This is a genomic window from Chondromyces apiculatus DSM 436 (assembly GCF_000601485.1).
GTDB classification, from domain to species: Bacteria; Myxococcota_A; Polyangia; order Polyangiales; family Polyangiaceae; genus Chondromyces; species Chondromyces apiculatus.
Genome location: NZ_ASRX01000019.1, coordinates 103,093 through 114,941, shown reverse-complemented (window position 1 = coordinate 114,941; position 11,849 = coordinate 103,093). Strand labels below are relative to the sequence as shown.

Genomic DNA, 11,849 nt, shown 5'->3' with positions numbered 1-11,849 from the left:
GGACGCCAGGGTCAACCATCGATCCTCACCTCGCGCAGGAGCGTCTTGCCGCGGCCTTTGGGGAGCACGAGCCGCGCCGTTACCTCGAAACGCGCTCTGCCCGGCTCGACGAGCACGAGATCGATGACGGGTCGGCCCTCCTGCCATCGTCCGTCGTCCCGCCGCGCCCTGACGGTGACGTCGAGGGGAGGGAGCTCGAAGACGAGCAGGCCTCTCTCGGACATGCCAAAGAGGCTTATTCTGTCGCCCGGCTGGAAGGGCGTGGGAACCTGGAGCGAGGGGTGGGCGACGTTGTAATGGCGGAGGTCGACATCGGCCGGCAGGAGGGGCAACCGGGTCCGCTGCCACGCCTCGTCGAAGGTGCCGGCGAAATCGGCGCGTGGGAGCCAGCTCGTGGAGATGGCGCCGTAGCCGGCGGGCTCCGGCCGGTCGGACGCGGAGGTGATGGGATGCGCAGGGTGCTCGATGGTGGGCGCGGGCTGCCCCTCGAGGTCGGCTGGGCTCCTGGCGACGCCGCGGCCCACAGGGTTCCGCCGCTCCACGACCGAGGCGTCCGTGGCGGTGCCTCCGTATGCGTACTCGTAGAGGATGGGCCGCCGCTCGAAGGGCGCCGCAGGGCTTACAGCGATGCTGCCCAGGGAGCGGTAATAGATGCGCTCTCCATAGACGCGCAGGGGCGCGCGCTGCTCGCGCACCTGGACCATCATATCGACGAATGGTGCGGGCTTGCTGGAGATGGCCTCCCCCACGATCGCGAGATCGCCGCCCCGCTTTCCGGGTGAGAGTTCCGACGGATAGCGGATGCTGCTCTCGGCAGGAGCGCCTGGCGACCGTGGATCCGCTTCGGGGACCGGCTCGTGCGGAACATCGGCGACCCGAATGGGGGCCTGCTCGTCCGCGAGGACGACGCGACCAGGCTCGCGCATCACGAAGGTGCCCTTCACCAGGGTGACCACCACCTCGCGGCCGTCTGGGGCGAGGAACGGCGCCGCGAGGGCAGCATAGGGCGTCGCGTTGGCGAGGCTCATTGTATCCCCCGCCTCAAGACACGTAACGCTGCTGGCGATCTCGACATGAACCCCCGGGGAGACCCCAATTCAGGCTTTCTACTGGAGGAGCGGCGGCGAGGTCAACAGGAGTGAGCGTGCGCACCCCTCCTGCCAGTTGGCACCGTACCCTTCTGGCGGCTCATGCGACCGAAGGGTCTCGGGGCCGAGGGGACGGCGCTCTAAGGCCCGCTGAGCAGGCCTCACCAAATCGTCAACCTTCCGCGTGGTCACGGGCAGGGCTTCAGCGACGTGAAGTTGGCGAAGTACTCGGTGTCGCAGACCTTGGACATCTCCATCATCGAAGACGGCTCCAGCTTGTCGGCCGAGAACACGACACACTGTCCTTCGCGCATCTCGGCAGCCGCTCGATAGACCTGGGAGCCCTTCTTCACTGGGGCGAAGAGCGCCTCAGTGGTGAACTCCACGTCATCCCCCACCTCGATCTTGAGCGTCAGATCGCTTCCGCCTTGATTCGTCGAGATCGTCGTGAGCGTGCCGCGCACGTCGGTGAGCTTCATCGCGCGCACGAAGCTCTTGTGGGCGTTGAAGATCGCGCTCCTCTTGATGTCATTCGGAGCGTCGCGGTACTCCGCGCAGTTCTCCTTCACGGTGGCGAGCCATGGCAGCTCGCTCGGGCCAGGAGCAGGTGCAGCTCGGCGAGGCGGCGTTGAGGGTGTGGCGCTTGAAGACGGCGCGACCGTCGTCGTCCCCGATGCCGATGTGGAGTCAGCCCCCCGCTTCCCCAGCACGCCGATGAGCGTGACGAGGACCCAGAAGCCACCGCAGCCGATGGCGAGGATCGTACGGGTGTTGGTCTTCTTGGGTGGCGGTGGAGGTGGATGTGGTGGCTGACCGTAGCCCGGCGCCTGCCAATGGGGTCCGTACCCGTGCGGTTGCTGGTAGCTCACGCTTCACCTCGCCCTCGAAGCGCACCCCTGTGGCGCGGCTTCGGCTCGGATCGGACTACGCCACATGTGGCGTGGTGGTCAACCTGGACGGCTCCGTACGGTCGCCGTGTGGCGCAGGTGGACGATGTAGAGAAGGAGCTGCGCCGCCACCTTGCGCGAAACGTGCGTAAGCACCGTGAGGCAGCAGGTCTCACGCTGGAGAAGGCCGCGGAGCGCGCCGGGATGAACTGGCGGCACATCCAGAAGGTCGAGGCCGGCGAGGTGAATGTGACGCTGCACACGATCGCGCGTCTCGCGGTCGCCCTCGACGCCGACCCGGCGGACCTGCTGCGTTAGCGCCTCCGGCAGCGCAGCGTGATCAGGTCGAGCTGACCGCCCTGTTGCGGGCGCCGAAGTCCCTGGAGGTGCGGCGAGGGCGAGCACCGAAGGTGAAGTCCCCGGCCAAGTCGACGCCGACGCCCCCGGTCAGGGTTACCAGCTCCCCACGAGGCGCCCCGCCAAGGGCACGTAGCTGCGAGCAGAGGATTCGGGAACGTCTCCCCAAGACCCGTGGCGTATGCCGTACCGCGGCAAGCCCGCTCGCGATGGGCGTCACCTATTGGAATCGCGCGCGAGCCCTCGGTGTGCGCCTCGCAGAGCTGTTCGAGGGGGTCTAGCTGTCGGCACACAGCCTCCTGTCAGGAGTAGTGCGCGGCGCTTTGATCATAGGTTCTAGTACCCGTTATGACACGAATGTCATACCGCAAGAATTATGCAAATAATAGCAGCGCCTATGATCAGAATGTCATACATCCCATAAGCAAGAAAACCGCGCTCACTCCGCCTGAAGTGAAGTCGAATGTGACCCCCGTGTCGGCCAATTTCTGGCCTGCAACATGCATCAAGAAAACCGATTCGTCATTACGTAAGACGCTCAGATGGAGCTGCTTTAAGCTGTAGTTCTGCTGGGTTACTCACTACTCGCACCCTCGCTTGCTACCCGCTGGCGCTTGAACAGAAAGCTGTTCAGGAGCCCTGAACGGGTTGGCACTGACCGTGCTCCATGCTCCACACAGCTCGAACGATCGAGCTGCGGTGGCTTTGGCCTTCGCCGCCCTCCTCCAGGAGGAAAAAAGAAGGCCCGCAGTCTGGCAACTGCGAGCCCTCCCCCACTGGCTTTCCAGGGGGCCGACCGATGAGCGAGAACCTCACCGGGCGGTAGACGTGTGCTCTGCACACGCCGTGCCGCTTGAATGACAATCTTTGCTCATCACTTCCGCGAGAAGTGAGGCTGATATGAGCAAGCGTCGTTCGTCCCCTACCCAGTTATATCGACGCGCCAGCGAGCTGAACGCACGCTGAGGTCGAAGCTCTTCGCTGACAGAACGCGGCCTTTGGCGCTCTCTCGTGCGTGAGTTCGACGTTTTGCAGGTGGAGCGGTGCGCCCTCGGGCTGCTTCGCTGCACCGTCGCGGCGCTTCGGTGCCGCGGTGTTCCCGTTGCGACCCTCTTGGGCCGTGAACGATAGGGAGTGCTTTGTCTTTCTCGCGGGCCATTAGGGCGCCCGAGGACGCATCGGCTTTGGCGGCGACGACGATGGGCAACTACATCAACAATGAGAGGCTCTTGCTCCTCCTCAAGGCGCTCGTGAACGGCAACAGTGAGCGCGCCACGTCGAACATTGCCAATGTCGATCGCGAGACGGTGGCACGCTACGCGATGATCCTCGGCACCAAGGCACAGTACCTCCACAACCAGATGGCCCGAGGGCTTACAACGCCGCTGATCGAGCAAGATGAACTCTGGAGCTTCGTGAAGAAGAAGCAGTCGCGAGTCAGCCCCGCCGAGAACGCGGCTGGCCAAGGCGAGGCTTACACCTTCGTCTCCCTCGCGATGCCCAGCCGCTACGTGGTCACCTGGACCGTCGGCAAACGTGATGCAGAGACGGCTTCCATCTTCGAGGCGGATACGCGGGCGCGCCTCTCGATCATGCCGGAGATCACGACCGACGGCTTCAATCCATACCCGCTCGCCATCGGTGAGCACTTCGGCCCAGGTGTCGACTACTCACAGGGAATCAAACGCTTTCGGAAGGGTGGGCGGAAGGATGACGATCATCGGTACGAGCCTCCACGTGACCCCTTCCTTGTTAAGCATGCGATCTTCGGGGCGCCGAACCTAGAGACAGCAACGACGGCGCACGTGGAGAGGAACAACAGCACCATGAGGCACTTCATCGGCCGCATGCGTCGCCTTGTGCTCGCGTTCAGCAAGTGTCCCAAACACCATCGCGCAGCCGTCGCATTGAGCTACTGCTACTACAACCTCTGCTGGATACCGAAAGGGTTGCGCGTCACTCCTGCGATGTCGATCGGGGTCACAGCACACCCCTGGGATGAGGAGGAGTTTCTCAACGCGCTGCTGAGCGTGCTGGAGACTGGGCTGCCTGAGAAGGGCCCCCTCAGCCTTCGTCAGCCCGCGACGCCTTCGCGTCTCCTAGCCAATGGGCACCACCTTCGTTCGGTGCCTAGTGCTGGCGAGCCCAAGGCGCCCCCTCCAAGACCTGTCACGCCGCCGCCCGATGGAGCACCGTCGCGGGCTCCCGCAGGCTCCGAGAAGCAGACGCCTGGCAAGGGCACCTCGCCGCAACTCGACCTCTTCGAGCCGAGGGCGCCTTCGCCCGCTGCGTCGAAGCGACCCGAACCCCAGCAACTTTCCCTGTTCAGGAACGAGAGCGAGCCGCCGACGCAGTGAGACTCGTCCCTCTGCCCTCTCAACAGGAGCAGTCGACGTAGCGGCACCGGATGCGGAGCGCCTCGAAGCGGCCCTGGACCCCTCGGGAAGGTCGGTAGACGGCGGGAGACGCGCCTCCAGCCCCCCGGCCCTCCAGCGGGGGACGCCCAGGATATCCTCAGCCGCCCGCCCTCGCGTCCCCTCCGCTGAGTCATCGCCCTAGTCGACGCCCTTGCCGGGCAGGCGCAGGCCGGGGAGCCGTCGGTCACCACACGTAGTCCACATCACGAATAGTGGCTGGGTTCAAAACCAGCCAGTTTTCAAGAGTGGCTGGTTTTGAACCCAGCCAGTTTCAAGAGTGGCTGGTTTTGAACCCAGCCACTTTTTCAAGACTGGCCGGTACCGGCCACTACCCGCCGGAGCAACAGGCGTCCCCCACAGTTGCTACGAGCCTCCCCGCAGTTGCTACGAGCCTCCCCGCAGTTGCTACGAGCCTCCCCGCAGTTGCTACGAGTCTCCCCGCAGTTGCTACGAGCCTCCCGCCAACAGCAACGGGTGTCCCCGCGGGCGCCCTGAGCGTCTCCGCAGTTGCTATGCGCGTCCCGCCAGCAGCAACGGGCGTCCCCGCTGCCGCCACGAGCGTTCCCTCAACTCCTGCGGGTGTCCCCGCGGCTCCAGCGCCCTTCCAGCGCCCCCCTCCAGCGCCCTCTGCCCGCCCCCCCCTTTCCTCAGCGCACCTCGATTTGCAGGGACGACCAGGCCAGCCCCGAGCCCACCACGATCAGCCCGAGCACATCCCCCTCCTTCAGCGTCTCCCAGTGCTGCGACAGCACGATCGGCGCCCCCGCGGCGCACTGATTTCCGTAGCCCACGATGTTCATGAAGTGACGCTCTGCCGGGATGTTGCACCGCCGCGCCACGCTCTCCAGCATCGGCAGGTTCGCCTGGTGTCCGATGTACACCAGCCGCTCCGCGGCCTCGGGCGTGAGGCCCTGCTGCAGCTCCTCCAGCAGCGACGCCATCTTCTTGATCGCGAACTTGTGAACCGCCGGCCCGTTCTGCCAGAAGTACCCCGTCCGCGGCACCCGCACCTCGTCGGCGCCCTTCGGACTCCCCCCGAAGCTCGTGCGCGTCACACACACGCGTGCTGGCACCCGCGTCGACACCACCGCCGCGCTGGTCCCGTCTCCGAACAGCACCGCCGTGTTCCGATCGCTGTAGTCGACCGCCCGCGTCATGTTCTCCGGCGACACCACCAGCACGAACTCCGGCGCCGCGGCCCCGAGCTGGTTCAGGAAGTGGAGCTGCGTTCCGAAGCTACTGCATGCCGTGTGCAGATCGAACGCCGGCACCTCCAGCCCCAGCGCGCAGGCCACCCGCGACGCCTCCGCCGGGATGCACGTATCCGGAGTGCAGCCCCCGCAGATCACCATCCCGATCTGCTCCGGCTTGACCCCGGCGCGGGCCATGGCCATCTCTGCGGCCCGCCGCCCCGTCTCCGCGTTCGTGTAGAGCGCGGCCTCCTGCGCCGCGCGCAGATCCTTGTTGCGCGTGTGCCGGATGTAGTCGAGCGGCAGCACCGTCCGCCGGTTCTGGATCCCCACCCGCTCCAGGATCCACTGCGCGTTGGTGCCGATGTCGAGCCCTTCCAGGAAGGCGTTGCTCAGCTCGTTCTCGGGGTGGAAATGGCCGGTTCCGTGAATGTAAAGCATCGCCAGATCGGGGGGGTAGGGCGCGCGTGCCTGCGCGCAGAACCACGGTCAGCGCCGGACTACCACGGCCCCCCGGGCAGGGGAAAGCGGGAGCCCGATCGCGCCTACCCGATGACGGGAGCATGACAGAAGCACCGCCCGACGAGGCGCATCGCGTTATGAGGCCACCCGGGCGATGATGGCGTGCGGACCACGTGGTGATGCTGGTAGGTGGAGCCCAGGGAGCGTTGCGATGGACCAAGACCGGAGCTTGAGCGCCGTGATCCCACGGCAGACGACCGATGACGTGCTGGAGACGCTGGGCTCCGCCCTCTCGGCGTGGCGCAACTGGGAGAAACCCCTGGCGATGGGCACCGACGCCGACCAGACCCTGTGGGACGGCGATGTCGGCTTCGACATCTACGAAGCCCTCCTTGCCGCGCGCGGCGTCCGCACCGAAGCCCGCGATGCCCTTGCCCGCGAGGCCACGGCGTGTGGTCTCGACGTCCCCCCGGACGCCGACCCCAACGACCTCGCCGCGCGCCTCTACGACCAGTTCAAGGCGGGCAAGTACGACGAAGAGCGCGCCTTCGCGATGATGGCCTGGGTCTTCGCCGGCTGGACCGAGGACGAGGTCGGCGCCTTCGCCGAGCAGACCTTCAACGCCACTGGCCTCCCCGCCCGCATCCGCGCCGGGATGAAGGCCCTCGTCGCCTGGGCTCATGCGCGCGGCCTGCGCGTCATCGTCGTCTCTGCCTCGCCGCAGGTGGTCGTCGAGCGCGCCGTGCGGGCCTTCGCCATCCCCCCCGTGGACGTCATGGCCATGCGCCCCCGCGTCACCGCCGGCGTCATCCAGCCCGAGATGGGCGCCCCCGCCACGTACGGCCACGGCAAGGTCCTCGCCGTCGAGCGCGCCTTGAACATCCCCTCTCCCGCGGACCCCTCTGCCCGCCGCCAGCTCACCCTCCTCGCTGCTTTCGGCGACAGCGCGTACGACGCCGCCATGCTCGCCCTCGCCATGCATCCCGTCGCGGTCACGCCCTCCCCCAAGCTGCTCGACCTCTGCCGCACCCTCCCTGGCGCCGTCGAGCTGGAGGATCCCTCCGCTCCGGCCTCCCTGCCCATCGCGCCCATCTCCCCCCGAGGCGCATGACGAGCAGCGCGGGAGGCATCGACCTGCGCGGCCTCCGCCGCCACTTCCCCGGCGCGGATCGCCCCGCCCTCCAGGGCCTCGACCTCTCCATCGCCCCTGGCGAGCTGATGGTCTTCGTCGGCCCCTCCGGCTGCGGCAAATCCACCGCCCTCCGCCTCATCGCCGGCCTCGACGCGCCCGACGCCGGCTCCATCCACCTCGGCGGCCGCGATGTCAGCCGCGTCCCTCCCCAGGAGCGCGACGTCGCCATGGTCTTCCAGGGGTACGCCCTCTACCCGCACATGACCGTCGCCGAGATCATGGCTTTCCCCCTCAAGATGCGCGGCGTCGCCCGCGCTGCCCGCGACGCGCGCGTCGTCGAAGTCGCGGCCACCCTCGGCCTCAGCAGGTTCCTCGCCAGGCGTCCCGGCGAGCTGTCGGGCGGCGAGCGTCAGCGCGTCGCCATGGGCCGCGCCATCGTCCGCGCCCCCAAGGTCTTCCTCTTCGACGAGCCCCTCTCCAACCTCGACGCCGCCCTCCGCGCCGAGCTTCGCGTCGAGCTCTCCGCCCTCGTCCGCCGCCTCGGCACCACCGCCATCTACGTTACCCACGACCAGGTCGAGGCCATGACCCTCGGCGATCGCGTCGCCGTCCTCCGCACCGGAGAGCTTCTCCAGGTCGGCGCCCCCCGCGCCATCTACGAGGACCCCGAGACCCTCTTCGTCGCCGGTTTCCTCGGCGCCCCCGCCATCAACCAGGTGGAGGTCCGCCGCGACGACGGCCGCTACCGCGCCGACGGCGCCCCCATCTCCTTCGACGTCCCCCCCGGTCTCGACCTCCCGGAGCGCGCCGTCATCGCCGTGCGCCCGGAGCACGTGCGCCTTCTCTCCACGCCCGGCGAATCCACGCCCGGCGCGTCCACGCCCGGCGAGGCCACGGACACCCCGCACCCGCACTCCGCCAGCACCAGCACCGGCGCCAGCGCCAGCACCAGCACCACTGACCCCGGTCCCCTCGCCGCCACCGTCGACGCGCGCATCAAGGTCGTCGAGCCCCTCGGCGCCGAGACCTTCGTCTACCTGGAGAGCGGCGCGCTCCAGCTCCGCGCCCGCGTCCCCGGCTTCGCCCGCCTCGCCCCTGGCGACACCGTGCGCCTCGGCATCGCCTCCTCCCGCGCCCTCTGGTTCGACGCCACCACCGGCAAGCGCCTCCGAGCCCCGGGATGACCCTCCCGCGTCCCCGACCCACCCCCGCGGACCTCGCGCAACCCCGCCCCATCTCTGCGGTCCGCCCCGCGCGCCGCGCTCCCTCCACGTCCCGGCGCGACGCCCTCCGTGCCCTCGCCGCCGGCATCGCCACGGCCCTCGCCGCGACCGGCACCGGCTGTGCGCGCCGCGCCGCCGACGGACGCCGCGTCGGCTCCCTCTGGTTCGCGTACGGTGGCAAGAACCGCGAGGTCCTCCTCGGTCTCGTCGACAGGTTCCACGCCGCCCAGAGCCGCTACCGCATCGAGCCCACCTACCAGGGCGAGTACTTCGAGTGCCTCGCCAAGCTTCGCACCGCCATCGCTGCCCGCTCCGCCCCGGCGCTCACCCACGTCGTCGGCGAGGTCGTCCCTTACCTCGCCGAGGCCGGCGTCCTCGAACCCCTCTCCCGCATCCTCCCCGGCGGCGCTGAAGACCTCGACATCGTCCCCGCCCTCGGCCAGCAAGGCACCTTCCTCCACGGCGCCGACAGACCCCTGGTCTGCCTCCCCTTCAACCGCTCCACCCCCATCGCCTACTACAACCGCACCCTCTTCCAGCAGATGGGCCTCGCCCCGCCCACCACCTGGGACGCGCTCCGCACCACCGCCCAGGCGCTTCTCGTCCGCCGCGGCGCGGACACTGTGCGCTGGGGCTTTGGCTGCCCCGTCGACTGGTGGTTCTGGGCGGCCCTCGTCGGCCAGGCCGGCGGCAACGTCGTCGAGCCGAACGGCGAGGTCACCCTTGGCGGCGAGGCCGGCGTCCGCGCCCTCCGCTTCTGGCAGACCCTCGTCCACGAAGACCGCACCATGAAGCCTCCCCCGGGCCGCGACTACAACGCCTGGCAAGCCGTCAACACCGACTTCCTCGCTGGCAAGGTCGCCCTCATCTGGACCTCCACCGCCTTCCTCCGCTACCTCGAAGACAACGCCGCCAAGGGCAGCGGCGCCTTCGAGGTCGGTGCCGCCCCGCTCCCCCGCGGCGTTCGCGCCTCCGTGCCCACCGGCGGCACCCTCTTCGTCATGCCCCGCGGTGCCGCGCCCGACGCCCAGGAAGCCGCCGCCGCCTTCCTCCGCTGGATGATGGAACCCGAGCAAGCGAACCACTGGGCCACCCAGACCGGCTACCTCCCCGTCTCCCGGGGCGGTCTCGACCTGCTGGAGCGCCAGGGCTTCTACGCCGCCCACCCCAACGATCGCGTCGCCGTCGACCAGCTCGCCGTCGCCGCCGCGTGGCCCTGGTCCCCCGCGCTCTTCCGCGTCCAGCGCGAAGCCGTCCAGCCCCGCCTGGAGGAGGCCGTCCTCGTCCCCCGCGACGCCGAGGCCGCCCTCGACGAAGCCCGCCGCGCCGCGAGGGAACCATGAACCCGCGCCACGCCTGGCACCCCTACGCCCTGCTCCTCCCCACCGCGATCTTCCTCGGCGTCTTCTTCCTGCTCCCGCTCGCCATCGCCGCCAAGGACAGCCTCTACGCCTGGGACCTGCTCACCCCTCCGGTCTGGGTCGGCCTCGACAACTACCGCGCCCTCTTCCGCAGCGGCGAGCTTGTCGGCACCCTCGCCCGCACCCTCGGCTACAGCGCCGTCGTGGTCCTCCTCTCCGGCGCCCTCGGCCTCCTCCTCGCCGTCACCCTCGACCGCCCCGGCAAGGTCTTCGCCTTCGTGCGCGGCGCGGTGTTCAGCGCCTACGTCGTCTCCTGGGTCGCCGTGGCCCTGCTCTGGATGCTCATCCTCGACCCCGACGGCATCCTCTCCGCTGCCCTCCGCGCGATCGGTCTCCCCGGCCGCGCCTGGCTCGCCGACCCCGCGACCGCCCTCTGGGCCCTCGCCGGCGTCAGCGTCTGGAAGATCACCGGCTACGCCATGGTCATCTTCCTGGCTGGCCTCCAGGACATCCCCCGCTCCCTCTACGAAGCTGCGGCGCTCGACGGCGCCGGCCCCCTCCGCCGCTTCCGCCACGTCACCTGGCCCCTGCTCCGCCCCACCGTCGCCTTCGTCACCACCACGAGCCTCATCCTCTCCTTCCAGGCCTTCGACGTGGTGCGGGTCATGACCCAGGGAGGCCCCGTGCGCTCCACGACCATCTTCGTCTACGCCATCTACGAGCACATCTTCATGAACCTGCGCGTGGGCCGTGCCAGCGCGCTGTGCATCGTCTTCTTCTTCCTCCTGCTTGCCCTCACCGCCATCCAGCTCCGGGTCATGCGTGGCGCCGCCCCCCGCGAGCACGCGCGATCGAGGGCCCGATGATCGGCGAACGAGGCCAGGGCGCCGCGCACCTCGCCCGCACCGCCGTGCTGGTGATCGTCGCCGCCCTCTGGCTCGGGCCTTACGCCTGGATGACCGTCACCTCGCTCAAGACCCTCCCCGAGATCCTCCGCGCCCCCGCCTACCCGCTCCCCCAGGCCGTGCAGCTCGGCGCCTACCGCGAGGTGCTCACCACCGTGCCCGTGGGCCGCTACCTCCTCACCTCCCTCGCGGCCGCCATCGCCATCGCCCTGCTCCAGATCGCGCTCGCCCTCCCCGCCGGCTACGCCCTCGCCAAGCTCCGCTTCGCCGGCCGCGGCGCCGCCTTCGGCCTGGTCCTCGCGTGCCTGCTCATCCCGGCCCAGGTCACCTTCGTCCCCGTCTTCACCCTCCTCGGCGCCGCGGGCCTGGTGAACACCTTCGCCGCCCTGGTCCTTCCCTTCGGCGTCAGCGCCCTCGGCACGTTCCTGGTGCGGCAAGCCCTCCTCTCGGTCCCCGATGAGATCATCGAGGCCGCCCGCATGGACGGCGCGAGCGAGCTGCGGATCATCTACGGCATCCTCGCCCCCATGCTCCGCCCCACCCTCGCCGCGCTGTTCCTCTTCAGCTTCGTCTTCCACTACAACGACTACTTCTGGCCCCTCGTCATGACCACCGACGACGAGGTCCGGACCCTCCCCCTCGCCGTGGCCCTCCTCCGCGAGCAAGGCACCGGCGTCCGCTGGCACGTGGTCATGGCCGGCAACGTGATCCTGAGCCTGCCGGTGCTCGCCCTCTTCGCGGTGGCCCAGCGCCACATCCTCCGCGCCGTGACCGCGCGGGTGTGACGCTGCGGGTGTGACGCTGCGGGGATGACGCTGCGGGGATGA

Annotated in this window: 10 protein-coding genes; 7 read left to right on the top strand and 3 right to left on the bottom strand. The window is 69.0% G+C overall.

What is annotated here, in order from left to right:
* Window positions 1-11: 11 nt before the first annotated feature.
* Together CAP_RS14380 and CAP_RS52300 are read right to left on the bottom strand one after the other, a co-directional pair.
* Window positions 12-1,028 carry a DUF2169 family type VI secretion system accessory protein gene (locus CAP_RS14380; protein WP_044240964.1) on the bottom strand — a complete coding sequence of 339 codons (1,017 nt, stop codon included), beginning with the start codon at window positions 1,026-1,028 and terminating at the stop codon, window positions 12-14.
* 248 nt (window positions 1,029-1,276) lie between these two features.
* A complete protein-coding gene (locus CAP_RS52300) occupies window positions 1,277-1,957 on the bottom strand; it encodes a hypothetical protein (RefSeq protein WP_197041181.1) in 681 nt (226 codons plus the stop codon).
* Window positions 1,958-2,065: 108 nt separating this feature from the next.
* Here CAP_RS52300 and CAP_RS52295 point away from each other — a divergent pair, with 108 nt between their 5' ends.
* Complete coding sequence (locus tag CAP_RS52295) at window positions 2,066-2,293, top strand: helix-turn-helix domain-containing protein (protein ID WP_052375185.1); 228 nt, start codon at window positions 2,066-2,068, stop codon at window positions 2,291-2,293.
* Window positions 2,294-3,531: 1,238 nt separating this feature from the next.
* Window positions 3,532-4,689 (top strand): IS1 transposase, encoded by a 1,158-nt coding sequence (locus tag CAP_RS14365; protein ID WP_052375183.1) that lies wholly within the window; start codon window positions 3,532-3,534, stop codon window positions 4,687-4,689.
* Window positions 4,690-5,396: 707 nt separating this feature from the next.
* On the opposite strand, the gene CAP_RS14360 is transcribed toward CAP_RS14365, so the two are convergent.
* A complete protein-coding gene (locus CAP_RS14360; RefSeq protein ID WP_044240961.1) occupies window positions 5,397-6,380 on the bottom strand; it encodes a 3-oxoacyl-ACP synthase III family protein in 984 nt (327 codons plus the stop codon).
* Between the two features lie 259 nt (window positions 6,381-6,639).
* Between CAP_RS14360 and CAP_RS14355 the strand changes: the two genes are divergently transcribed.
* The 5 genes from CAP_RS14355 to CAP_RS14335 are packed head-to-tail and all read left to right on the top strand — an operon-like array spanning window position 6,640 to window position 11,807.
* Window positions 6,640-7,512, top strand: coding sequence for an HAD family hydrolase (locus CAP_RS14355; protein ID WP_231511463.1), 873 nt, complete (start codon window positions 6,640-6,642; stop codon window positions 7,510-7,512).
* Window positions 7,509-8,717: an ABC transporter ATP-binding protein gene (locus CAP_RS14350; protein ID WP_044240959.1), complete on the top strand. Its 1,209-nt coding sequence runs from the start codon at window positions 7,509-7,511 to the stop codon at window positions 8,715-8,717. The genes CAP_RS14355 and CAP_RS14350 overlap by 4 nt, the downstream gene beginning before the upstream one ends.
* Window positions 8,714-10,099 carry an ABC transporter substrate-binding protein gene (locus CAP_RS14345; protein WP_081864884.1) on the top strand — a complete coding sequence of 462 codons (1,386 nt, stop codon included), beginning with the start codon at window positions 8,714-8,716 and terminating at the stop codon, window positions 10,097-10,099. The genes CAP_RS14350 and CAP_RS14345 overlap by 4 nt, the downstream gene beginning before the upstream one ends.
* Window positions 10,096-10,983, top strand: coding sequence for a carbohydrate ABC transporter permease (locus CAP_RS14340; protein WP_044240958.1), 888 nt, complete (start codon window positions 10,096-10,098; stop codon window positions 10,981-10,983). Before CAP_RS14345 ends, CAP_RS14340 begins: the two co-directional genes overlap by 4 nt.
* Window positions 10,980-11,807: a carbohydrate ABC transporter permease gene (locus tag CAP_RS14335; protein WP_044240957.1), complete on the top strand. Its 828-nt coding sequence runs from the start codon at window positions 10,980-10,982 to the stop codon at window positions 11,805-11,807. The genes CAP_RS14340 and CAP_RS14335 overlap by 4 nt, the downstream gene beginning before the upstream one ends.
* The last annotated feature ends 42 nt before the right edge of the window (window positions 11,808-11,849 follow it).